The organism is Bradyrhizobium sp. CB3481 (genome assembly GCF_029714305.1).
Lineage (GTDB): Bacteria > Pseudomonadota > Alphaproteobacteria > Rhizobiales > Xanthobacteraceae > Bradyrhizobium.
On record NZ_CP121647.1, the window covers coordinates 4737836 to 4760280 of the forward strand.

At 62.1% G+C, this 22445-nt stretch carries 26 protein-coding genes and 1 pseudogene; 12 read left to right on the forward strand and 15 right to left on the reverse strand.

Features of this window, described 5'->3' with window-relative positions:
* The first annotated feature begins 105 nt into the window (after positions 1 to 105).
* Both QA643_RS23170 and QA643_RS23175 read left to right on the forward strand, forming a co-directional pair.
* Positions 106 to 609: a peptide deformylase gene (locus QA643_RS23170; RefSeq protein ID WP_283028203.1), complete on the forward strand. Its 504-nt coding sequence runs from the start codon at positions 106 to 108 to the stop codon at positions 607 to 609.
* Positions 610 to 705: 96 nt separating this feature from the next.
* Positions 706 to 1098 carry a VOC family protein gene (locus QA643_RS23175; protein WP_283028204.1) on the forward strand — a complete coding sequence of 131 codons (393 nt, stop codon included), beginning with the start codon at positions 706 to 708 and terminating at the stop codon, positions 1096 to 1098.
* Between the two features lie 37 nt (positions 1099 to 1135).
* Here QA643_RS23175 and QA643_RS23180 read toward each other — a convergent pair whose 3' ends face one another.
* The gene (locus tag QA643_RS23180; protein WP_283028205.1) at positions 1136 to 1858 is read right to left on the reverse strand and encodes a class I SAM-dependent methyltransferase; all 723 of its coding nucleotides are present in this window, start codon (positions 1856 to 1858) and stop codon (positions 1136 to 1138) included.
* Positions 1859 to 2110: 252 nt separating this feature from the next.
* Here QA643_RS23180 and QA643_RS23185 point away from each other — a divergent pair, with 252 nt between their 5' ends.
* Positions 2111 to 2482: a hypothetical protein gene (locus QA643_RS23185; protein ID WP_283028206.1), complete on the forward strand. Its 372-nt coding sequence runs from the start codon at positions 2111 to 2113 to the stop codon at positions 2480 to 2482.
* A gap of 355 nt (positions 2483 to 2837) precedes the next feature.
* On the opposite strand, the gene QA643_RS23190 is transcribed toward QA643_RS23185, so the two are convergent.
* Complete coding sequence (locus QA643_RS23190; protein ID WP_283028207.1) at positions 2838 to 3116, reverse strand: hypothetical protein; 279 nt, start codon at positions 3114 to 3116, stop codon at positions 2838 to 2840.
* Between the two features lie 66 nt (positions 3117 to 3182).
* Between QA643_RS23190 and QA643_RS23195 the strand changes: the two genes are divergently transcribed.
* The gene (locus QA643_RS23195) at positions 3183 to 3644 is read left to right on the forward strand and encodes a hypothetical protein (RefSeq protein ID WP_283028208.1); all 462 of its coding nucleotides are present in this window, start codon (positions 3183 to 3185) and stop codon (positions 3642 to 3644) included.
* Between the two features lie 66 nt (positions 3645 to 3710).
* Complete coding sequence (locus tag QA643_RS23200) at positions 3711 to 4394, forward strand: isoprenylcysteine carboxylmethyltransferase family protein (protein WP_283028210.1); 684 nt, start codon at positions 3711 to 3713, stop codon at positions 4392 to 4394.
* Positions 4395 to 4515: 121 nt separating this feature from the next.
* On the opposite strand, the gene QA643_RS23205 is transcribed toward QA643_RS23200, so the two are convergent.
* The 3 genes from QA643_RS23205 to QA643_RS23215 all read right to left on the reverse strand — a co-directional run bounded on the left by QA643_RS23205 (position 4516) and on the right by QA643_RS23215 (position 6132).
* Positions 4516 to 4878, reverse strand: a complete 363-nt coding sequence (locus QA643_RS23205) for a metalloregulator ArsR/SmtB family transcription factor (RefSeq protein WP_283028211.1) — start codon at positions 4876 to 4878, stop codon at positions 4516 to 4518.
* Positions 4878 to 5540 carry an SRPBCC family protein gene (locus QA643_RS23210; RefSeq protein WP_283028212.1) on the reverse strand — a complete coding sequence of 221 codons (663 nt, stop codon included), beginning with the start codon at positions 5538 to 5540 and terminating at the stop codon, positions 4878 to 4880. The genes QA643_RS23205 and QA643_RS23210 overlap by 1 nt, the downstream gene beginning before the upstream one ends.
* 130 nt (positions 5541 to 5670) lie before the next feature.
* Positions 5671 to 6132: a hypothetical protein gene (locus QA643_RS23215; protein ID WP_283028213.1), complete on the reverse strand. Its 462-nt coding sequence runs from the start codon at positions 6130 to 6132 to the stop codon at positions 5671 to 5673.
* A 340-nt stretch (positions 6133 to 6472) separates the two neighbouring features.
* Here QA643_RS23215 and QA643_RS23220 point away from each other — a divergent pair, with 340 nt between their 5' ends.
* Together QA643_RS23220 and QA643_RS23225 are read left to right on the forward strand one after the other, a co-directional pair.
* Positions 6473 to 6937 (forward strand): Rrf2 family transcriptional regulator, encoded by a 465-nt coding sequence (locus tag QA643_RS23220; protein WP_283028214.1) that lies wholly within the window; start codon positions 6473 to 6475, stop codon positions 6935 to 6937.
* Positions 6927 to 7628 carry a class I SAM-dependent methyltransferase gene (locus QA643_RS23225; RefSeq protein ID WP_283028215.1) on the forward strand — a complete coding sequence of 234 codons (702 nt, stop codon included), beginning with the start codon at positions 6927 to 6929 and terminating at the stop codon, positions 7626 to 7628. The genes QA643_RS23220 and QA643_RS23225 overlap by 11 nt, the downstream gene beginning before the upstream one ends.
* A gap of 242 nt (positions 7629 to 7870) precedes the next feature.
* Here the strand turns inward: QA643_RS23225 and QA643_RS23230 are convergent, their stop codons facing one another.
* Positions 7871 to 9130 carry a serine hydrolase gene (locus QA643_RS23230; protein ID WP_283028216.1) on the reverse strand — a complete coding sequence of 420 codons (1260 nt, stop codon included), beginning with the start codon at positions 9128 to 9130 and terminating at the stop codon, positions 7871 to 7873.
* Positions 9131 to 9414: 284 nt separating this feature from the next.
* Here QA643_RS23230 and QA643_RS23235 point away from each other — a divergent pair, with 284 nt between their 5' ends.
* Complete coding sequence (locus tag QA643_RS23235) at positions 9415 to 10074, forward strand: hypothetical protein (RefSeq protein WP_283028217.1); 660 nt, start codon at positions 9415 to 9417, stop codon at positions 10072 to 10074.
* Between the two features lie 46 nt (positions 10075 to 10120).
* Here the strand turns inward: QA643_RS23235 and QA643_RS23240 are convergent, their stop codons facing one another.
* The 6 genes and pseudogenes from QA643_RS23240 to guaA form a co-directional block, all read right to left on the reverse strand.
* Positions 10121 to 10360 carry a hypothetical protein gene (locus QA643_RS23240; RefSeq protein WP_283028218.1) on the reverse strand — a complete coding sequence of 80 codons (240 nt, stop codon included), beginning with the start codon at positions 10358 to 10360 and terminating at the stop codon, positions 10121 to 10123.
* Entirely contained in the window at positions 10357 to 12003 is a 1647-nt protein-coding gene (locus tag QA643_RS23245; RefSeq protein WP_283028219.1) for an IS66 family transposase, read from the reverse strand. Before QA643_RS23245 ends, QA643_RS23240 begins: the two co-directional genes overlap by 4 nt.
* 70 nt (positions 12004 to 12073) lie before the next feature.
* Positions 12074 to 12421 (reverse strand): IS66 family insertion sequence element accessory protein TnpB, encoded by a 348-nt coding sequence (gene tnpB / locus QA643_RS23250; RefSeq protein WP_349253214.1) that lies wholly within the window; start codon positions 12419 to 12421, stop codon positions 12074 to 12076.
* Positions 12422 to 12657: 236 nt separating this feature from the next.
* A pseudogene (locus tag QA643_RS23255) lies at positions 12658 to 12813 on the reverse strand (transposase); the annotation flags it as partial.
* A 213-nt stretch (positions 12814 to 13026) separates the two neighbouring features.
* A complete protein-coding gene (locus QA643_RS23260) occupies positions 13027 to 15165 on the reverse strand; it encodes a hypothetical protein (protein ID WP_283028220.1) in 2139 nt (712 codons plus the stop codon).
* Between the two features lie 91 nt (positions 15166 to 15256).
* Complete coding sequence (gene guaA / locus QA643_RS23265) at positions 15257 to 16855, reverse strand: glutamine-hydrolyzing GMP synthase (protein ID WP_283028221.1); 1599 nt, start codon at positions 16853 to 16855, stop codon at positions 15257 to 15259.
* A 144-nt stretch (positions 16856 to 16999) separates the two neighbouring features.
* On the opposite strand from guaA, the gene QA643_RS23270 reads away from it, so the two are divergent.
* Together QA643_RS23270 and QA643_RS23275 are read left to right on the forward strand one after the other, a co-directional pair.
* On the forward strand, positions 17000 to 17374 hold the full coding sequence (locus QA643_RS23270) for a nuclear transport factor 2 family protein (protein WP_283028222.1): 375 nt from the start codon (positions 17000 to 17002) through the stop codon (positions 17372 to 17374).
* Positions 17375 to 17540: 166 nt separating this feature from the next.
* Positions 17541 to 17873, forward strand: a complete 333-nt coding sequence (locus QA643_RS23275; RefSeq protein ID WP_283028223.1) for a DHCW motif cupin fold protein — start codon at positions 17541 to 17543, stop codon at positions 17871 to 17873.
* Positions 17874 to 17888: 15 nt separating this feature from the next.
* On the opposite strand, the gene QA643_RS23280 is transcribed toward QA643_RS23275, so the two are convergent.
* From QA643_RS23280 to QA643_RS23290, 3 genes are read right to left on the reverse strand one after another with little or no spacing between them, the layout of a single operon-like run.
* On the reverse strand, positions 17889 to 18590 hold the full coding sequence (locus QA643_RS23280; protein WP_283028224.1) for an alpha/beta hydrolase: 702 nt from the start codon (positions 18588 to 18590) through the stop codon (positions 17889 to 17891).
* 51 nt (positions 18591 to 18641) lie between these two features.
* The gene (locus QA643_RS23285; RefSeq protein ID WP_283028225.1) at positions 18642 to 19940 is read right to left on the reverse strand and encodes an RsmB/NOP family class I SAM-dependent RNA methyltransferase; all 1299 of its coding nucleotides are present in this window, start codon (positions 19938 to 19940) and stop codon (positions 18642 to 18644) included.
* Between the two features lie 10 nt (positions 19941 to 19950).
* Positions 19951 to 20373 (reverse strand): MAPEG family protein, encoded by a 423-nt coding sequence (locus QA643_RS23290; RefSeq protein WP_283028226.1) that lies wholly within the window; start codon positions 20371 to 20373, stop codon positions 19951 to 19953.
* Between the two features lie 238 nt (positions 20374 to 20611).
* Here QA643_RS23290 and QA643_RS23295 point away from each other — a divergent pair, with 238 nt between their 5' ends.
* Positions 20612 to 21241, forward strand: coding sequence for an acriflavin resistance protein (locus QA643_RS23295; RefSeq protein ID WP_283028227.1), 630 nt, complete (start codon positions 20612 to 20614; stop codon positions 21239 to 21241).
* A 182-nt stretch (positions 21242 to 21423) separates the two neighbouring features.
* Positions 21424 to 22392 carry a dienelactone hydrolase family protein gene (locus QA643_RS23300; RefSeq protein ID WP_283028228.1) on the forward strand — a complete coding sequence of 323 codons (969 nt, stop codon included), beginning with the start codon at positions 21424 to 21426 and terminating at the stop codon, positions 22390 to 22392.
* Positions 22393 to 22445 lie beyond the last annotated feature (53 nt).

A 22445-nucleotide genomic window follows, 5' to 3' on the forward strand; every position in this document is an offset into this window, starting at 1 on the left:
ACAGCTACCCCTCACTTTTTTGCGAGCGGGTCGTGCCAAGCAAAGTGGCGCCGTCGGCCCGCGCCCCTGTACTTAGCGCGCTTGAACGGCTTTATGGGTAGAATCATGACGATCCGTCCGATCATCCGCTATCCCGATCCGCGGCTTGCGATCCCGGCAGAGCCCGTGACCGCGTTCGACGCTGCGCTGGCCGAGCTCGCCGCCGACCTGCGTGAGACGATGCATGCCGCGCCCGGCATCGGCATCACCGCGCCGCATATCGGCATCGCGCTGCGGGTCGCCGTGCTCGAACTCGACCCGGCTGAGGGCGCGCGGACCTATGTCAATCCGGAAATCACCTGGATATCGCCGGAGACGATCCTGCACCGCGAGGGCAGCGTCTCGATGCCCGGCGTCAACGACGAGGTGAGCCGCCACGCCCGCGTAGCGATCCGTTATCACGATCTCGACGGCGTGCTGCATACCGAGGAATCGGAGGGGCTGCGCGCGGTCTGCCACCAGCATGAGATCGACCAGCTCGACGGCATATTCTGGATCCGGCGACTGTCCCGCCTCAAGCGCGAGCGGCTGATCAAGCGGTTCGAGAAGCTGTCGCGCGGTTCGGCCTAGCCCGCGAGCTCTCTCCCCGAACGCATGGAACGATCTAGCCCGCGGCCCGGTTAACTTGCTTACGCTGCAGGACGATCGAGAGCTTGGGAGATCACCATGGCCATTCATTTCAACCATACGATCCTGTCGACCCACGACAGCAAGGCATCGGCAACGTTCCTGGCGGAAGTGCTCGGCCTTCCAGCGCCACGCAAGTGGGGGCCGTTTTACATGGTCACCACCGAAAACGGCGCCAACCTCGATTACATGAACGTCGATGGCGACATCGCCCCGCAGCACTATGCCTTTCTGACCGGCGAAAGCGAGTTCGACGCGATCTTCGGCAGGATCAAGGAACGGCGGCTGCCCTACTGGGCCGACCCGGGACGAGCCCAGCCGGGCCAGATCAATCACCATGATGGCGGGCGTGGCATCTACTTCCAGGAAAAGAACGGGCATCTTCTCGAGGTCATCACCAAGGAATACGGCAGCGGCGGCTGGAATCCTTGAACTGGTCCGGCGCGCACCGTGGTGCGGCCGTTGCGCGTCACCCGGGAGGTGTCTTACGGCCGGCAACGCCGGTCGCACAGCCGAAAAAATATTTTGAAAATTCTACTTCGAGGCGGTGGCTCCGCAGCATTGCGGCGAGCTCGGCGGCGCTACCGAAATTGGTGCTGTAGGTGCCGATCATCGCAAAATCCTGTGCGCCGCGCAGGAACAGGCGCTCGACCAGCGGCAGGACTACCTTCAGGTGTAACAAGTACAGCGGCCGCAGCCACCACCCTTTCGGATCGGAGGCCTCGATCATCGAGAAGACGCCGCCGGGCTTGAGCACCCGTGCCACCAGGGCGGCGAGCCGGGCATGCTGCCCGGGATTGAATGTCTTCAGGCCGAAGGTGGAGATGATGAAGTCAGCGCTTTCCGATGGCAGGTCGCTCGCCAGCACGTCATCCTCGATGAATTCGATCCGGTGCGCCCGATGGGCATGCAGCCGCTCCATGGCGCGGCGATGCATCCCGGAGGAAATATCGACCGCGGTGATCGCGCCGATATGCTCGTGACGTTTCAATAGATGCGGCCACACCTCGCCGGTCCCCGCCATCAGATCGTAGCCGCGTGCACCGCCTCCGATCGCCGGCATCGCCGCCACGCATTGCCGGCGCCAGCGCTCGGTGAAGCCGAACGAGCAGACCAGGCTGAAGGCGATGTAGCGGTCCGAGCAACGGTCGAACACGCCCTTCACAAATGCGGGATCGTAGATGTCGCTCATTCTGGTGTCCCCCTCCTCCTCGACCCTCGTGGCGAACAGGCGGTCGCGGCTCGGCCTGTCTTCGTGGTGGCGCCTCACCCGGATGTGACGCTGTTTTGGCCGAATTCATGCGAATGTTGGAAAGCGTCGAGCATTGAGGTTACGCCATTAAGATTACGCTTTAACCATTCATTAATTATGTCTTTGCGGGCACGAAGGGCCCGGCATAGCGTTAGGAAAACTGCCGAACAACCTATAACGGGGTTGAGTGTCATGACCTATCGAACGACGCTGATCGCGTCTCTTTGCGCAGTCGCGCTTGTCCTTGCCGCAGGCGAGGCCTTTGCCAATCCGGTCGGCGCACCCACCCCCGCCGCTGCACCAGCCGGTCCCGGCGTTGCGCCGGCGCGTCCGGCTTTTCCAGCATTCCGCTCGATGCATCATCACCATCATCACCGCGGTGGCAGCTTCTTTCCGGGCGGCCCCGGCGTGTTCTACGGCCTGCCGGCCGATGTCGAACAACCGGTCGTGGACGCGGCGCCGCCGATCATCAAACAGTCCGATGATCTCCGCTTCACTTGCGTCTACGACATTCCCTGGGACTACGTGCATCGCTGCCCGCAGTTCAATACGCCGCGGTATTGATGGTGCGGGCGCGTAGCCGTTAGTAGCGCACGGGATCGCTACGTCACGGCGTAGCCACATCATTCCGCCCCAAATTCCGCTGTCATCCCCGCCACCGGGTCGCGCGAACGCGCGCCCGATGACAGGCTCCGGCGGGGATCCAGTACGCCGCGGCCTCTCGATTCGATCATTGACGTCTCGGAATACTGGGTCGCCCGGTCAAGCCGGGCGATGACAGATGAATGTGAGGCGGCATTCTCGCGACATAATTTGCCCGAGGTTTGCATCTCCTTTTGCCCGCATCGAAATGACGGCGCATGGAAGACCGGGTGCGCGCCGCATCCGCCGTCTCGTGTGCGGCTATGCGGTGCCGATGTTATGCGCGGGGCCGATTGCGGAAGAACCACCCGAAATAGAGACATACAAGAAAGAGCCCGAAGTGGATCGTGCCGCGCACGGCGCTGAGCTCGGGCGACTGGACGGCGCCGGTCCATATCAGGGGAATCGGGAGCTTTGCCAAGTAGAAGTAGAATTGTATGCCGCTGCCGACGAAGAACGCGCCAGCGAGGAATTTGCGGTACTCGCGGTATCGCACAGCGACATAGAGTGTCGGCAATCCGATGACGATGATCGCGGCAACGAGATAGGGAAGCATGCGCCTCTCCCGGGCTTGAAGCTTGCCGGCCAGATCTTACTTCTGTATATTCGGAATATGCCGAATATGTCAAACAAAGTGCGCAAGGATGAGCGGCGGTTCGTGGAGGACGTGGCCCGGTTGTTGACGCCCTGGGGCGTGCCGCCCGTCGCCGCCCGCCTCTACGGGCATCTGCTGCTCTGCCCTCGCCCCGTCAGCCTCGACCAGATCGTCGAGGATCTCGGGATCAGCAAAAGCAGCGCAAGCGTGGCCGCGCGGCTGCTGGAAAGCTATACGTTGGCACATCGCCATAGCGAGCCTGGAACAAAGCGCGCGCTTTATGCCGTGGCCGACGACTACGAAGCCATGATCCGGCAGCAGAACCGTCTGCTGGATGCGCTGGCCGGGCAGCTGAACGCCGGTGCCGGCATAGCCGCATCCAAGACGGTCAGTGCGCGTCTTGAGGAGATGGCGGAATTCTATCTGACGATGCGTGGCGCCATGGAGGACGCCATGAGCCGCTGGAAGCGTAACCGGCGACCGCGATGAGCAACGAACTCTCGCGCCGACGCACGCCGCGCCGAAAAATCAACAGCTTCGACAGGAGGCTAGAAAATGAGTCTCGTTCTAAACCTTATCGTCCAGACGATCGTCTGGTTCGGCTTCATGGGCGCGATCATCTTCGGCGCCGCGGGCACAACGGACTACGCCGGCGGATGGCTCTATCTCGGTGCGATGGTCGTCCTCTCGGTCGTTTTTGGGGCGCACATGATGCGCGTCGATCCCGGCCTGCTCAGGGAGCGGCTGAAGCCGCCCGTGCAGAAGGATCAGCCGCTGGCGGACAAGCTGGTCCTCATCCCGGTCCTGCTGCTGATGTTCGGAGGGATGGGTTTCATGGCCGCGGATGCGGCGCGCTGGCGCTGGTCAATGATGCCACCGTCCGTGCAGTGGGCCGGATGCGGCCTCCTCCTGGCGGCATTTTTGTTCATGTACTGGACCATGCGCGCGAACAGCTTCGCCGCGCCCGTCGTAAAAATACAAAAGGACCGCGGCCAGGCCGTCATCACGACAGGCCCTTATGCCATCGTCCGCCATCCGATGTATTTGGGCGCGCTGTTCTATATGGCCGGCACCTCGCTCGTGCTCGGCTCGTGGTGGGGGCTTGTGGCGGTTCCGATCCTTACCCTCTTGCTCGGCATCCGGATCGGTATCGAGGAAAAAGCGCTGCGTTCGGGCCTTCAGGGCTATGACGACTATGCGCGCCGGGTGCGCTGGCGTCTGATTCCGCTGGTCTGGTGAGACGGCTCATTAGCTATCGGCTGCGGAACCAAAGCACGCGCAGCAGCTATGTAGCGCGCATGAGCGCAAGCGACATGCGAGGACACTGTCCCGGGTATCGCTTGCGCTCACCCGGCTACGCTTAAGCCCTCTTCCCGCCCCGTTTGGTCAGCGGCGCGTTGCGCCGCTCGCGTTTGCCGCGCGCGATCTCTGTCGCCAGCGCGTCGAGCTTCGGCTCCCAGAAATTCCGGAAGCGGCTGATCCACGCGTCCACCGCCTGAAGCCCGGCCGCGTCGACCGAATAAAGCCGTCGCTGCGCGTCCGCCCGGACCTTTGCAAAGCCGCTCTCGCGCAGCACCTTGAGATGCTGCGACACGGCCGCCTGCGTGATGCCGAACTCGGCGCCGATCGCCTCCACCACTTCGCCGGACGCCATCTCCCGCAGGCCCAGCAGTTCGAGGATGCGGCGGCGCACCGGATCGGCAAGGACTTCGAAGACGTGCATCAGCTTCCTGTGCCGGGATGGGCGATATCAGGCGGCATCTCGCCGCGATAGAAGGCGATAGTGCGGTCGGAGCGCTCCTTCGCCGAGACGGGATCGACGCCGCTCGCGACATGCGCCGCGCGCCAAAACTCGCCGCTCCCGGTCATGAACGCCTTGCCCTCGTCAGAGCCCATCCATGCCTCCGCCGTTTCATGGTCGACCGAGGCGCCCGTCGCAAGATATCCCTCGAGGCCCGCGAGCGCGAGATCCCAACCAATGCCTACCGCGCCGGGACCGAACTGATTCCAATGGTCCTCGATTATGGCGGTGTGCTCAAGTGTCAGCCGCGCCTTGTCGCGTTCTGCGGCCAGCCTGACGTCGATCCAGCTTGTCGCGCCGCCGAATTCCCACGTGGCCGCAAAATGCGCAGGCGGCGCGCAGGCCGTGATGGTGCCGCCCGCATTGCCCTTGATCTGATACCTGCCGCCGAGTTTAAGCTCTCCCTCGACCGGCAAGAACCAGCGCGGGATGCGTTCCTTGCTGGTCACGGCATCCCAGAGATCATCGACATCGGTGTCGTAAAGCCGCGTCAGCGTCACCGCGCTCGCCGGCTTGCCGTCCTTCTCGAAATTGCGCACCGAACGCGTGACAAGCCCCAACACCTTGGCGACGTCGATCTGCATACCGGTCCTCCCTGTTTCCGACAATGAATATCGGTCATCGCTTATATAAGTCAAGGCTTGTTATATTGCGGGTGATCCACCCTACTAGCCCATCACGACGGCAAGACGGTCCGCCAAAGAGGACCTGCGGTCAGTCCTCCACCGCGTTCCCACGAACTCGACTGCCGCGAAGCCCCCAGAAGATCAGTGAGAAGGCTATGATTCCCGTCGGGGCGGCTGGATACGTCACGAGCTGGATCAGCATCTCCTGAGCGTCGCTCCCACGAGCGCCGGCCGCCGCGATCGGCATGATCGAACCGCCGGCTCCCAGGAGAGCCGCGATCACGAATCCGGCGATCGTTGCAAGCGCGGAATAGATGAGAAACCAGAACGCGAGGCGCGACGGCATCGATGCGAGCTTCAGCTTAGGCCAAACCAGTCCCAAGGCCACAAGCAACACTCCGGTGAATCCGCTGAGCGTGTGAACCGAACGGCCGAGATTTGGTGAAGCAAAATACGGCACCGCAAATCCCTGGAAGCTCGTGAAAAGGAAGAGGGTCACGCCGATCTGAATCAGCCGGCGCCCTTGGACGGCTAGTCGAGTCGCAGTCATGCGTTGCTCCTTACTCTATGGCGGTCTGTTCTCTCCTGCCCAGAAGCTTTCCCTACGCTCTCGATATAGTTGCAGGATCTTGGAACGCCACGCGCGCGGAATAGAGGCCCAGCGGCCATTAGCGACAGCGTAACACTCCATCGGTTCGTTCCGATGAGATCAATGCGGTGGAGACCCGCTGGGCCAATCGACCTACGAATTCGACGGCGGAATAGGCTTCCCTATTCCGTCCTGAGAGCCGCTTTCCTTGCTACTTTCCGCGCAGACCAGCGCACTCGAACCCGCTCGAAGGCGCGCAGCGTCTTGACCGGCCGGCCGATCATGTAATATCGTTAGTTACATGAGAAGAGACAGTCGATTGTCGGGCGTGCTGCACGTGCTGCTCCACATGGCCGAGCAGAAGGCGCCGGTGACATCAGAGGCGCTGGCGAAGGCGATGGACACCAATGCGGTGGTGATACGGCGGATCATGTCCGGGCTGCGGGATCACGGCTATGTGCGCTCGGAAAAAGGCCATGGCGGGGGATGGACCCTCGCCCGCAGCCTTGCAACGATATCGCTGCGGGACGTCTATGAAGCGCTTGGTCAACCGTCGCTGTTCGCCATGGGCAACAGAACGGAGTCGCCCGGCTGTCTGGTCGAGCAGGCCGTGAATGCCGCGCTCGACCAGGCATTCGAGGACGCGGAGGCGCTGTTGCTGTCGCGCCTCGGCAACGTGACGCTCGCGATGCTGAGCGCCGATTTTCAGAAGCGCCTGGGCGACCGGCGCAATCGCCATCGTCTGGAGACCGCCCATGCATCATGATGCCGCAGCCGAGGTATGGCAGAAGCACTACAACGATCCAGAGGCCGTGACGCGCTATGCCGAAGGGCCGCCGCGCTTCGTCCCCGGCTTTGCCGACCTGCATCGCATGACCCGTATCCTGCTGGCGGAACGGGCCGCGCCGCATGCGCAAGTGCTGGTGCTGGGGGCCGGCGGCGGCCTGGAGTTGAAGGCATTGGCGGAGGCAGAGCCGCGCTGGCGCTTCGTCGGTGTCGATCCCGCCGCGGAGATGCTAAAGCAGGCCGAGCGGACCCTCGGCCCGTTGAAGGCGCGGGTGCAATTGCGGCAAGGCTATATCGACGATGCGCCCGACGGCCCGTTCGATGCCGCCACGTGCCTGCTCACGCTGCATTTCCTCGATGTCGATGAACGGCGACGAACGACGCGGGAAATTCACCGCCGTCTGCGTCCCGGTGCGCCCTTCGTGGCCGCGCATTCCAGTTTCCCGCAAGCCGGCAGCGAGCGCGCGCGATGGCTGTCGCGCTACGCCGCTTTCGCGATTGCTTCCGGAGCCGATCCAGACTTGGCCAAGCAGGCGAGCGCTGCGGTCGAGGCACATCTCAACCTGTTCGACCCGGCACAGGATGCGGAAATCCTGGGTGATGCCGGCTTCCGCAATGTCGAGCTGTTCTACGCCGCCTTCACGTGGCGCGGCTGGGTTGGCTACGCCTGAAAGGGCGCTAAGGCGTGATGATGTCAGGTCAAGCTGCGACCAGGAAAAAGGTGCGCTCCCTCTCCCGCTTGCGGGGGAGGGCTGGGGCGGGGGCTGCCTCCGCGTGCGACACTGCCCGTGTGGAGAGAGCCCCCACCCGCATCGCATCGTTGGATGCGATGCGACCTCCCCGCAAGCGGGAGAGGTGAGCGCGTCTGCGGCCAATTCGGTCAAACTAAAAGACGTCATGCGCTAGTGTAACGTCAACCTCCCGCCATCAAATCCTTTGCCAGCGCCATGTAGGCCGGCAGCGTCACGGGATCGTTGGCGGCGTTGCCGGCGGCCGGGTGCGAGGCATAGCGGGCGATCACCATCTCGGCCTTCGGATCGATATAGATGCCCTGCCCGTGCACGCCGCGCGCCATGAAGGCGCCGTGCGCGTTATGCGTCACCCACCACTGGTTCCGGTACGAGGCACCGGGCAAGGTGGTGTAGCCGGCCGGCTTGAACTTTTCGGGATCGCCGCCGCGCGCGATCTCCTCGACCACTTGCGACGGCACGATCTGGCGGCCGTTGAAGCGGCCGTAATTGCGGATCGTCTCGCCGAAGCGGGCGAGATCGCGCAGTGTCGTGGAAAGCCCGCCGCCGCCGCTTTCGCTGCCGATGCGGTCGACGTGATAATGCGCGTCCTCTTCCGCGCCCATCGGAATCCAGATGCGCTCCGAAAGTAGATCGGACAGCGTCATCCCGCTCGCCCGCCGGCAGATGAAGGCCAGCACGTCGGAATTGACGGTCTTGTAGGCGAAGGCCTTGCCGTGCTCACCCTGCTTCTTCTGCCCGCACAGGAAATCGAAAATATTGGTCGCGCCCTCATAGCCCGGCTCGATCGGCGCCATGCCGTTCGCCCGCCGCAGCCCGAACACGCCGGAAGTCTTGTCGGTATAAACTTCCGTGTATTCGAGGCCGGTGGTCATATCCATGGTCTCATGCACGCGCGCATCGCCGAAGGCGCTGGCCTTCAGCTCCGGCACATAGTCGGTGACCGGCGCCTGCGGATCGATCTTCCCCTCCGCGATCAAAATGCCGGCGAGCGTGCCGGTGAAGGATTTTGTCACGGACATCGCGATATGCGGCTTGTGCGGCTTCAGCGCACCGAAATAGCGCTCGTAGATCAGCTTGCCCCGGTGTACTACGGCGATGCCGTCGGCGTAGGTTTCCTCGAGCATGCGCGCGAACGTCATGGGACGACCATCCATCGTAACCGAGGCGGACGCGCCGATATCATGCTCCTCGCGCGGCAGCACCGAAGCCGGCCCTGCCCCGCGCCAGACGTTTACGGTCGGCACCAACTGGCGGATGTTGCTCCAGGCCCAGCGGAGCTCGGGGAAGCTGCGGAACGAGCCGTTATGGAAGGTGATGGTTTTTTCCGGCGGCGGGGGAAAGCCGTGCATCCAGCCGATGGTTTGCGGATCGGTTTCGGCGGCAGTTGCGGGCGGCTGGTTGGCGGCGGTCGCGACGGACATCGAAGATCACTCCAGAGAGGCGATCCCGAGTCATACCATGCGATTACGCACCGCACATCCCGCGTTTGCACCGGGGTGACCGTCACCGCAAGCGGTTGCGGGGCAGTGCCTAGAGCGGGCTTAGCGATAGCGTAACTCGACGATCTCGCTCGACAACGTGGTGGATTGCGCCTTCGGCTAATCTCACCTGATCGCTAATAGCTACCGGCTGTATTCCCCCGAAACTTGCAGCTAGACTCGCCTAGACACATAATTAAGCGACACGGTCTCACGCGGTTTGAGATATGCCCGACATCTACAATATCGGCTCGTTAGAACCTTTCGTGCATGCCTTGCCAGCAGAAGAGCAGCCTGCCGCGATGGTTTTGATATTTAACCTCATTCAATTGAATCGTCTGGTCAATGACTTTGGTGCGGCGGTAGCGCTTCTAGAGCACGCAGAGAGCCATCTCGCAAGTATTCAAATTCTCCAGACGCAAAACTCGCTCACTTTCGTTAAGGAAAGCCATGTTTTGGAGCTTTGGAAAGAAATGGCCGGCCGGGACTCGACGTCTACGATCTTCCATTTTGGAAAGACTTTGGAAGCTTTCGGCAAAAGCATGAACAGGTCACCGACTATAGCCAATGGCGCGTTGCACGAGAAACTGAGAGCCGCAAAGAGATCGTTCCGAACAGCATTTCCTGCATTTGAACTTCTCAGACATGGCGTAAGCCACCGAGCCGAAAGCACGATATCTCTCGAAAGCTTGAAGAAGCATTCCGAAAACGGTGCTTTCATCTTCGGTAAGATGACAAACCGATCCTTCACCATCTCCTTCGAGGGGGCCCACCGAACTTTGACGATCGATAAGCCGACGCGACGAGTTTTGGCAAAGATCACAAACGAGACGTACGCCGCCTTTCCTCGACTAACTCCAAATTTGCCGGTCGCCTATGAAGGATAGTTTCGGTCTCGACTTACTGGGTATCCATTCGGCGTAGGCCGCAGGGTTAGCGCCTGAGCAATCCAGGGTTCTCTTTGTAGAACCTAATCAGCTCGATGAGGTTTTCGATTCCGAAGTCGGTGAACGCCTGGACGCCGTCTTCTCCGACGCCATAGACCCAGATGACGCCGTCCTCGATTTCCATTTCGTTGGCGATGTCCCACAGCCAATCTTCATCTTCGCCGAGGTCCTTGGCGACCTTGGTAATAGTGGTGACGTGATGGACCTTGTTGACGTGGGTGGTCATGCCGCTCGAGCGGAGAGCGTTGATGCCGGCGTCCAATTCCAGGGCAGAAGTTCGTCCAGCCGATGAGCCGGATGGGCGGCGATGCGGGCGAGGATATCGGTGAGCCAGGCTTGCGGGTCGATGCCGTTCATTTTTGCCGTGATGATGAGGCTGTACATAGCTGCCGCGCGCCGCCCTCCGCGATCAGATCCGCAGAACAGCCAGGACTTCCGTCCAAGAGCGATGCCTCGCAAGCCTCGTTCGGCGGCATTGTTGGAGAGACACACGCGTCCGTCTTCGAGGAACAGCGTAAAGCTCGCCCAACGCTTCAGGATGTAGTTGAACGCCTTGGCCAGGTCGTGACCGCGGGACAGTTTGGCGAGCTGCTCGCGCATGTAGACCTGAAGGTCCTCGACCAGAGGCCGGCTCAGCGTCTGTCGCACCTGAAGTCGCCCTTCGGGGCTCCTGCCATTGATGGAGCGTTCGATCTCGAACAGCGCATCGATCCGCCGCACGACCTCGATCGCGATCGGAGAGAGCGGGATTTCCTTCTTTCCGGCACCCTTGCGCCGCGCATTCTCTTCGATGTCGGCCATGGCAAAGAACGGGCGCCTTCCATGTGACCAGCAGGCAGCCTCCCGGATCGGTCCGGGCTCGCGCCCGGCCAGATAGAGCTGGTTGTACCCGTCATAGGCGTCGGCCTGCAGGATGCCGGCATACCGGGCCAGATGCTGCTGGGGATGTTCGCCCTTGCGGTCGCGTGAGTAGTAGAACATCGCTGCTGGCGGACCCGCGCCCCCAAACGGCCGGTCGTCCCGAACGTAGATCCAGCACCGTCCCGTATCGGTCTTGCCCTTGGCCAGCACCGGCACCGTCGTATCGTCGGCATGAAGCCGCTCGGCTGCCATGACATGGGCTTCTACCAGGCGCAGCAGGGGATCCAGCGACGCACAGACCGACCCCACGGCATCGGCCATGGTCGACAGCGCGATCGGCACCCCTTCCAGGGCATAGCGCTCGGCCTGGCGGTTCAAGGGCTGATGCTGGCCGAACTTCTCGAACATGATCATGGCCAGGAGGCTCGGGCCGGCCCATCCCCGGGCGATGGCATGGAATGGCGCCGGCGGCTGGCTGATCTTCTCGCAATCGCGGCAGGAGAACTTCTCCCGGACCGTCTCGATCACCTTCCACTGGCGCGGCACTACTTCCAGCGTGCGCGTCACGTCCTCGCCGAGCTTGCGAAGGCGATTGCTGCCGCAGCATTCACAAGCCGTAGGTCCTTCGATCACCACCCGCTCCCTGGGAAGGTGCTCAGGGAAGGTCTGGCGCTCAGCGCGCTTGCGCGTAAATCCGCGCACCGTCGTCTTCGCCACGGCTCGTTCCGCCGCAAGCTCGTCCTCGGTGGCGTCGGCTTCCAGCTCTTCGAACGTCAGTGCCAACTGCTCGATCAGCCGCGCCGAACGTTCCGACCGCTGCCCATAGATCTGATGCTTCAGCTTGGCAATCTGCAACTGCTGCTGGGCGATCAGCGCTTCGTCTTCCGACGCCTTCGCGCGAGCGACCGCGAGCTCGGCGGCGATCTCCAAACCCTTCGCGCGCTCGACCGCCAGCGCCTCCTTCAGGGCGGCAACGTCATCCGGAACAGTGTCGCGGTCGGCATCCATGCGACGCAGTGAATCACAGATTGGACGCGATGGGACTCCCCAAAATGGCAGCAACCGCAGATTTCTTCGCTCAGCCCGCGCTTTGCGGCCGCCAGCTTAGTTGCGGATTCCGCCAGTCGATGCCCTCGAGCATATAGGCCATCTGCGCCGCTGAGATCGATACCGCGCCGGCCGACGCCGAGGGCCAGATGAACTTCCCACGGTCGAGGCGCTTGGCGTAGAGCGACATGCCCAGCCCATCGTGCCAAAGAATCTTGACGAGGTCACCGCGGCGGCCCCGGAAGATGTAGAGATCGCCGGCATGGGGATCGCGCTTCAAGCTCTCCTGAACTGTAAGAGCCAGGCTTTGCATGCCACGACGCATGTCGGTGTGGCCAGTGGCGATCCAAACCCTGACGCCGCTCGGAATCGGGATCATCGTCGCCGCAGCAGCTCAAGAATTCGCTGCAGCGCCTCAACGTCCACGTCACGGTCAACGCGAACGCGGCAGCCTCCGCCAAGCTCGATCTCGATGATTCCAGCCCTTGCACGTTGCGCAGGCGGTGAAGCCACTGGTTGTGGCGCGTCGCTCGAAGTCGGAGCCGCCATCGGTGTGATTTCGACCGGAACGAGAGCTGGCACAGAATCTCCGCCCAGTCGACCCTGGCGCGCCTGTCGACGCCAAGTGAACAGCAGGCTGTGAGCCACCCCATGCCGGCGCGCGACGCCGCAGACCGTCTCGCCAGCCTGCAAGGTCTCTTCGACAAGGCGAACCTTCTCGTCGTAACTCCATCGCCGCCGACGCTCGGCGCCCAACACATTGACCTGCATTCGCCACGTGACCTTAAAGCTAGACTTAAGGTCAAATCCTCGGGCCGCCAATCAAACTACACAAGGCGGCCGCCGCCGGAGGGATACCTTACTGGGATGGCTAGATCTGTAGCTCGCATCAGCGGAAGCGATATACGGATAGTGGTCCGAGGTGTCGCTGCGCTCACGAGGCTAGGCTTTTGCTGATTGGTGCGCGAAGTGATCAGAATAATTTCAGCTCCGGCCTAGATCGACCTGCAACCTGTCCTTATAGACCGCGATCCGCTTCCTGGCCCGATCCACCAAACCGTCAAAAAACAGTGTCTCGGCATAAAGCTCACCGACAACGCGATCGCTTTCAGGATCCTGAAGCGCTGTCGAGCGAAAGTAGCCCTTGCCTTGTGGAAAGCGCGTCCATCCCGACATTCGCATGCGATTGATCGTGTCGCCTATTAAATAGCCGTAGAATTTCTTGAGCCGACCGTTCGATTTGGCCAACAGCAGGTGTGCGTATTCGGATAAGTCTCCGATGTGGTCGTCCAAACTTACGCCCGGCGCCTTGAACTCGACGATGATGGCCGAACCTTCCTTGTCGAAGATCGCGATGTCCGGACGCTTAGTACCATGCTCGTCCGATCGACGGCGTAGCACCTGCTCGAACTCCTGATCGATGTCACTATCGAAGAGCCTCGAATGATCATTCCACGCGATCTGCGATAGTGGCTTATCGGACGCGATATAATCGTAGTATTGATACTCCTCGCTAAGTAGCCAGATATCGTGATCGCCAGTCTCGTGGCTGTCCTTTCGCATCGGGAAAAAGATGCTGTGGATGATGCGCTCATCCATGCGTTTGGCACTATCATCTATCTTCTGGACGTCCAGTTGCTTGCTACACGCGAGCGAGAGAATTTCAACGATCGCTGCGCGCCGGACAACTAGCTGCGATAAGTTGGCCATGTCGAAGGTCTTCAGCGACGAAGTGTAGCGCCACGATAGTTCATTGATCTTGTTGCGATAGTCAGTTGTATGCGGCTCCGCTTTGACGATCTCTTGCTTCAGATCGAAGATCTCCGCGGTCTCCGCGATAATGCGCTCCTGATACTTTCGCAGCACACGCTCAGCGACGGACTTGGCGCTATCACCGTATACTACGCGGGTGTCGGTATCGGAAATCATCCTCGGAAAGACGCCGAACTTCTCCGCCGCGTCTTTGATGACCTCTTCCTTGCGCCAGCCGGTGGGTGTCACCATTTTGTCGATGATAGGATCGATCGCGTCGTAGATCGCATCGTAGGAAACCGTCTCATCGACGAATAGGTCATATACGGGTATCTCGTCGGGAATTCCCTCGAAGCCATCGCGCTGCTCGTTCACCCGCTGATCGAGTAGGTCGCCCTCGATCAGCACGATGTGATGGTAGCCGCTAACCGGTCTGCTTTGCTCGGCTTGGGTGCGAAGATAGCGCCTCGTGATGTCCAAGACCGGCGAGGATTTCGCACAGAAAGAAATTGCGTTTCGCGGTAGATCGAAGCTTTGCGCGTCGAGCCTATAGTGTGAGATACGGAATTCCTTGCGTCTGCCAAGCTGAGAGCCGCTTTGAGGATCCCGCTCTTCGACAAAGGCCTTCCTTTCTTCGGTGATGGGCGGCAGGTCGGATGCACTCAGGCTGGTCTGCTCCACCCTCTCGTCCGGATATTTTGTATCGAACGTGATCGTGAACTCGCCGAGCTCCGCCTTGAGGCTCACCAGTCTCTGCAGGAAGGCCATCAACATATGCCGGCGTACATTGAAAGCGGAGAACGCTTCGCCGAGGGTCTCTGCGCGAAAGAAGCGCTCGCGCACTACTTCCTTGAGGCCCTCTAACGTGATCGTGGTACCGATTTCCTCTTCTCGGCCGGGAGCACTCGAAAAATCGCCAAGATCAATCTTCTTACGGCCTGCAAGAGGCGAAAGGACGCGCGAGACAATGCGGTCACCGTCGCGAAAGGTACTGCGAATGCCGACTTTTTCGAAGCTGTGGAAGAACTGGATGCGGCCCGCTCCCTTGCACTTCCCGATCCCGGTGATCGCGAGGTCGTCCTTGTAGGACGTGTCCTTAGTAAGGAATGCGTCGGTCTGTTCATCTCCAAGACCGCATCCATTGTCAGTGCATGAGATGAGGATATCGATCTGATCGTCTAGGAGACCCGCTTCAAATAGTTCAATCGAAACCGTCACCTTTAGGTCTAGCTTCGATGGGTCTTGGGATGGGTCTTGGCTGCGGCGTATGAGAAAGGAATCGATCGAGTTCGATATCAACTCCTCAATCACTACGTATTTATTGGAACTGAGCTTCGTATTCTTCAGACTTCCACGAATATCGAGCGTCATATCTGGTCCGTCGGAAGCTTTTCCCGAATGCGCGATTTTTGAGAGGCATACAACTACAAGTCAAGCACTTCGTGCATAATGACGCTAACGGCTACTCCCACTCAATCGTCCCCGGCGGCTTGCTCGTCACGTCGTACACCACCCGGTTCACCCCCTTCACCTCGTTGATGATCCGCGTTGCGGTTTCGCCGAGGAATTTCATGTCGAAGGGATAGAAGTCGGCGGTCATGCCGTCGGTGGAGGTGACGGCGCGGAGGCCGACGACGTATTCGTAGGTGCGGCCGTCGCCCATCACGCCCACTGTCTTAACCGGCAGCAGCACGGCGAAGGCTTGCCAGATCTGATCATAGAGGCCGTGCTTTCGGATCTGGTCGATATAGACGGCATCCGCATTGCGGAGGATGTCGAGCTTTTCCCTGGTGATGTCGCCGGGGCAGCGGATGGCGAGGCCGGGGCCCGGGAACGGGTGGCGGCCGACGAAAATTTCGGGCAGGCCGAGCTCGCGGCCGAGCACGCGGACCTCGTCCTTGAACAGTTCGCGCAGCGGCTCAACCAGCTTCATGTTCATGCGATCAGGAAGCCCGCCGACATTGTGGTGCGACTTGATGGTGACCGAGGGGCCGCCGGTGAAGGAGACGCTCTCGATCACGTCAGGATAGAGCGTACCCTGCGCCAGAAATTCGGCGCCGCCGATCTTCTTCGCCTCGGCGTCGAACACGTCGATGAAGAGACGGCCGATGGTCTTGCGCTTGCTTTCGGGATCGGTAACGCCTGCGAGCTCGCCGAGGAATTGTTTTGAGGCGTCGACATGCACCAGCGGGATGTTGTAGTGGCCGCGGAACAGGTCGACGACGGTCTCGGCTTCCTTCAGGCGCAAGAGGCCGTGGTCGACGAAGACGCAGGTGAGCTGGTCGCCGATCGCCTCATGGATCAGCACGGCCGCGACGGCGGAATCGACGCCGCCGGAGAGTCCGCAGATCACCCTGCCCTTGCCGACCTGGGCGCGGATCTTTTCGATCGCCTCTTCACGAAACGCGCGCATGGTCCAGTCGCCGGTCAGGCCGGCGACCTTGCGGACGAAATTGCGCAGCAGCAGGGCGCCATCAGGCGTGTGTACCACTTCGGGGTGGAACATCAGCCCGTAATATTTGCGCTTCTCGTCCTGGATCACCGCGAACGGCGCGTTCGCTGAGACGCCGGCCACCGTGAAACCCGGCGGCATCTTGGTGATGCGGTCGCCGTGGCTCATCCAGACCGGGTGCCGCGCGCCCTTGGTCCAGATGGAATCGAACAGCGCGCTATCCGCCTTCACCTCGACATCGGCGCGGCCAAATTCCCGATGGTGTCCGCCCTCGACCTCGCCGCCGAGCTGGGCGGCCATGGTCATCTGGCCGTAGCAGATGCCGAGCACCGGCACGCCGGAATCAAAGATTTTTTGCGGCGCGCGGGGCGAGCCTTGTTCGTGCACCGATTCCGGACCGCCGGAGAGGATCACGGCTTTCGGCTTCATCTCGTCGAAGGCGGCCTCGGCCTTCTGGAACGGCACGATCTCGGAATAGACGCCCTCCTCGCGCACGCGGCGGGCGATCAGTTGCGTCACCTGACTGCCGAAATCGACGATCAGAATCTTGTCATGCGCCGAGGCCACCGAAGGCGTCGACGACTCGCTGATTTGTTGCTGGGCTGTCATGGCAAGCAGATACGCGACAGGGGGCGGCCTCGCAACCGCGGCAAACGGGCGGCCCACATTCTTCTTGGGGGATGGACAGGCGCTCATAGGTCAGTATTATTGACCTAATTTGCCTGGTCCGCCGGACGGGCGCGGGAGGAGACGATGCAACGTCAGCACTATGCGGCGACTGATCTGGCCGCGCTCGGCCGGGAGTGGATCGCGGCCTGGAACTCGCATGACCTCGAGCGCATCCTCGCGCTCTATGCCGAGGATGCCGAGATGACCTCGGACAAGATCAAGGCGCTTGGCCTGGAGATGAGCGGCACGCTGCGCGGCAAGGAGAATTTGCGCGCCTATTGGAGCCGCGCGTTCCAGCTTCTGCCCAACCTGCATTTCGACCTGATCGACACCTATGTCAGCCCCGACAGCGTCGTCGTGTTCTACCAGAACGAACGCGGCGCGCAGATCTGCGAATATCTGCGGCTCGATCCGCGTGGGAAGATCAGGCAGGGCTCGGCGAACCACCTGGCGCATTAGGTGCTGTTCGCGCGGCGCCTAATTGAACCGACGGTCCCTCCCCGTCATTGCGAGCGCAGCGAAGCAATCCATCGCGCGGCATAACCGATAGATGGATTGCTTCGTCCTTCGCTCCTCGCAATGACGGGGAGGCATTGGCAAATCCCTCTCACCACTGGACTCGCTCATGAAAATCCCCACCCTGCCCTTCACCGTCACCGACTGGAGCCAGATGCCGGCTACGACGCATCCCGGCGAGACTGGGCAAGCGCATTGGCGCACGCTCAACATCGGGGACTTGCGCGTGCGCATGGTCGAGTATTCGCCGGGCTACCTCGCCGATCACTGGTGCGACCGCGGGCACGTGCTCTATGTGCTGGAAGGCGAGCTCGAGAGCGAGCTGCGCGACGGGCGCCGGTTCACGCTGAAGCCGGGCATGAGCTACCAGGTATCGGATTTCGGCGATGCGGCACATCGCTCGTCGACGAAGACAGGCGTGAAGCTGTTCATCGTGGATTGATCGGGGGCGCCTGCTTCAGCGGAAACCCGACGCGATGCCAACCACCCGGCCATCCAGGCCGTTGAAGCCGTGATGGCCGCGCGCCTGACAGGGGTCGCCTTCGTTGACGCCGCCGCTGACCCAGACCACCCGGGCACGCCCGGCGGACCATTTTACAAACGGCTCGACGCCGGCCGGCAAAGTCATCCGGCAGCTATCCTGGGTGTGATGGATCACCAGCGTGCGCGGCAACGATCCCGGCGATCCCAGGATCGACATGACATTCTGCCCGCTGCCGGACTCGGCGCTCAGAAATCCTGACGTCAGCACCAGCGCGTCCGGCCGTGCGCCCTGCGCAATTCCTTGCGCTGCGCGGATCGTGCCGCGGCTGGTGCCGATGACCGTGACTGGCCGCTTAATCGCGGCCATGTATTTAACCGCGGCGTCCAGCGGCGTGCCCGCATCGACCACGAGCACCGCAAGGCCGCGCGCCGCATAGGCGTGGCGGGTCCGCACCAATTGGTTGAACTTGAGCGCGTTGATCTCACCGTTCGGGCCCGGCGAAATCGCGCCATCGCCACCGGGTATCAGAATCACGCTCGCCCGCGGCGCGTTCGGCTTGATCAGCACGGCGCGGGATCCGCCGACACTGACGGTCTCGTCGGCACGGGCCGCACCAGCCGCCAGGGCAAGAATTGCTGCGGCCGAGACAAGACCAATCCGCCAGTATCGGTTCATCGTGCCCTCCGTCCAATGGACCTGCGCGTCTGGATCAAGCTCCGCTTTATCTTAATTTCTTTTCAGCACCGACACAAAAAACCCGTCCGTGCCCGTTCTTCGCGGCGTCATCAGCCAGCCTTCGGGCAACTTCAGCGCGGCGTTTTCAAACTCTTCCGCCTTGTCCCACAGCACGCTCGCCGTTTCGTTCAATGGCTGAATCGAAAATTCCGGATGCCGCGCCACAAAACTGCGCACCTGCTCGCCGTTTTCGGCAGGCAACACGGAACACGTCACGTAGGCGATGCGGCCGCCGGGCTTGACCATGCCGGCCGCGCGATCAAGCACTTCAGCCTGATCCTTCAAGCGGATTTCGAGCGCGCCGGGACGCATGCGCCATTTGGCGTCGGGGTTGCGGCGCCAGGTGCCGGTGCCGGTGCAGGGTGCATCGATCAGAACGAGGTCGGCCGATGACCTGATGTCGGCCAATGGATCAGCATCCCCCTTCGGCGGTCGGACTTCGGCGTTGTGCACGCCGGCGCGGGACAGCCGCTCGAAAATCGGCGCCAGCTGGCGTTTGTCGCGATCGGTTGCGATCAGCCGGCCCTTGCCGCCCATCATTGCCGCGAGCGCCAGCGTCTTGCCGCCGGCGCCGGCGCAGAGATCGATCACCTGCTCGCCACCTTTTGCGGCCGTGAACAGCGCGGCAAGCTGCGAGCCTTCGTCCTGCACCTCGATGGCGCCCTTGACGAAATCCTCCTCGGCGGAAACGCCGGGATTGCGCGCGTCGGCGCCGAGTTCGATGCGCAGGCCGGTCGGCGACCATGGCGTTGGAACCGCGCCAAGATGTCTTAGCGAGGCCTGCACCTTCTCGCGCTTGGCTTTCAGCGTGTTGACGCGAAGATCAAGCGGCGCACGGCTCGCCATCGCGGTGGCTTCCGCCACGCGATCCTCGCCGAACACGGCGGCAAGGTGCGGATCGAGCCATTCGGGATAATCGCCGGCGATGTGCGGCGGCGCGCCCGCAAGCGAGCGCGAGGTGAGCGCAGACCGCTCCGCCTCGCTCAGCGGTGCCGGCGCAAAGCGCGAGCCGTCGCACAGCGCGGATATCGCCTCCGTATCCATGCCGCGCTCGAGCTTGAGCATGCCGAGCACGCGCGCCCGCGGCGTGTCGGCGTCCATCAGAAAGGCGCTCGACGACCGCCGCCGCAGCACATCCCAGATCAGGCCGGAAATCGCGGCACGGTCGCCCGAGCCGGCATAGCGGTGCGCGGTACCCCACTCCTTCAGCGCCTTGGCCGCCGGAACGCGATCGGCGTCGATGGTCTCGATCAATTCGATGGCGGCGGACAGGCGGGCAGCGGGGGTCATCAACGACTTTCTAAATGAGCAACAATAGCTTGAGCGCGAAGTAGAGCCACATCGCCAGCAGCACCAGCGCGCCGGCAAACCAGGCCATGCTGCGCTGCTGGATGTTGTTGGAGGTGACGAAAACGCCGGCATGGGCAAAGCGTGTCACCACGAACACCCAGGACATCAGCACGATGAAGAGATCGGCCCGGCGCAGCGGCAGCGCCAGCGCGATCAGGAAGTAGAACAGGACCGGTATTTCAAACTGGTTCGAGAAGCAATTGCCGATCTGGGCGATACGGGGCGGATATTTCGGCTGTCCCGCCGCGATGTCCTTCAGGCTGGTTTCCCTTGCCTTCACCGCCTTGGTCCGGGCGGTCACCATCCACAAGAGCAGAGCGAAAGTGAGCCCGATCTGAACGAAGACCGGCAGTAAAACCATTTGAAGCGACATGAGAATCTCCCCCGAAGCCTGCGACCTCGTCTAAAGCAATAGCGAGGCGTTCCTCACCTGACAAATCCACTTGCAAACGTGCCTTGAACCGCAGGTGGAACGCCAGCGACCAACTATCGAGAATTGCTTTTGTTCTGGCCCGTAACCCAGCCATTTGAACCCCTCGCGAGCCCGCGATGAACATCACCTCCCCCTCCTGACCGGCGCCGGCCATGCCGCCCAGCTGCCCGGCGATTCCATGACTTCCCTGCTCCGGACCATCGGCTTCAGCGACGGTCCCGATGGCGGGCTTGGCATTGCGATGTCGGCGCTGTCAGGCGTCGCCGCGGCGCTCGCGGTCGCAATCATGCTGTCGGTCTATTTCCGCACCGGCCACCGCAGCCGCCGCGATGTTGTGAGGCACGGCCTCGCCGCCTGTGCGGTGTTCGTTCTGCTCGCCTTCGTCATCGTCGACCTGCGGCAGGCGGCACAGGCCTATCTCGGCCTCAACCCGGCCAAGCCCGCGGTGGAATTCGAAATCCGCCTGCCGAAGGGGACGCTGACGACGGCCGCCGACACCCAGATCGAGCTGTTGACCGACCGGAACCAGAAGCTGGCCAAGGTTCAGGAGGCGCTGAGCGCCACCGACGACGGCCGCAGCATTTTGCGCGGCACGGTGACGCTGGATTACCGCACCACCGACCGCGTGATGCTGCTCAACCTGCCCGGCCAGGCCCAAAGCACCTTCCGCGTGCGGCTGCCGGCAAGTCCGACGCGCTCGATCGGCTTCGGCCCATGGCATCTCGCCGACGGCATCGTGCCCGCCAGCGGCAGCACGGTGTCGACGGAGATCCACGATACGTTTGCGATCCGCTACCGCGTGCTTTGACGGCTGGATATTCCGGGCGGCGATATTCCCCGCGTCTTGAAGGCCGCGCCTGCGTTGCACAGTTACCCTGCGCAACGAAGACAGCAAGACCACCGGGAACATTTGCTTTGACGGAGGCAACCAGAATTCTACTGTATTCCCGATAGTCGCCTAATAAGAGTGGCATCGGGAGGATTTCAACTTTGCGATTTCGCGATTCCGACATCGTTTTCGCCGGCGGGGCCAAGGGAGAGAACTTCGAAATTCCCACCGCCAATCCGATCAATTACTTCCACGTCATCAGCCATGCCACCGACCTGCCGCGACTGGCGATCGATGGCAAGCTGTTCCTGCCGGCCTCCAGCGATCGCCGGCGCAATGGAAAACTGCCGCTGGTGATGGTGGTGCCGGGCAGCCTTGGCGTGGCAGCCTCGCACGTCAAACATGCCGAAACCGTGGTCGCGGATGGCTTTGCGGCGTTCGTGCTCGACGGTTTTGGCGCGCGCGATGTGACCTCGACCGTCGCCAACCAGACGCAGTTTTCGTTTGCGGCGAGCGCTTACGATGTGCTGGCGGCGTGGCAGGTGCTGTCTGTTCATCCCGAAATCGACGCGTCGCGGATCGGCGCGCAGGGCCACAGCCGCGGCGGCTCGGCGGTACTGACCGCGGCAACGCGGCGCTTTGCCGACGCGGTGGTCGGCGACGGCGCTGGCTTTCGCAGCGTGCTCGCCGCCTATCCCTGGAGCGGCCATCAATTTCTCGATCCGTCCGTCGATGAGACCGAAATCCGCGTGCTGATGGGCGATGCGGACGAGTGGTGTTCGCCGATGCAGGTGCAGGGCCATTGCCAGGCGATCCGTCTCTCCGGCGGGCGGGCGACGATGCGCCTGATCGGCGGCGCGCAGCACAGTTTTGACCGCGGCAGCGAAATCGAGACCGTCGTCGATGCGTCGGTCTCCCCTGCCGCGCCGACCGCCTACATCGCCAACAACGGCGCCTTCATCCACCCGCTCACCGGCATCGCCGACAGCAAGCTGACGGACCGCGATTTGATGGTCTATGCGCTGAAGGCCGGCTACGGCCGCAAGGGCGCAAGTATCGGCAGCCGCGACGGCGATGCCGAACTGTTCAAGACGGATATGCTGGCGTTCTGGCGAAGGACGCTTGGGTAAGCCTCGTCGTTGCCACGCTGAAAGCTGGATACCCGCGAAAGCGGGTGATCCAG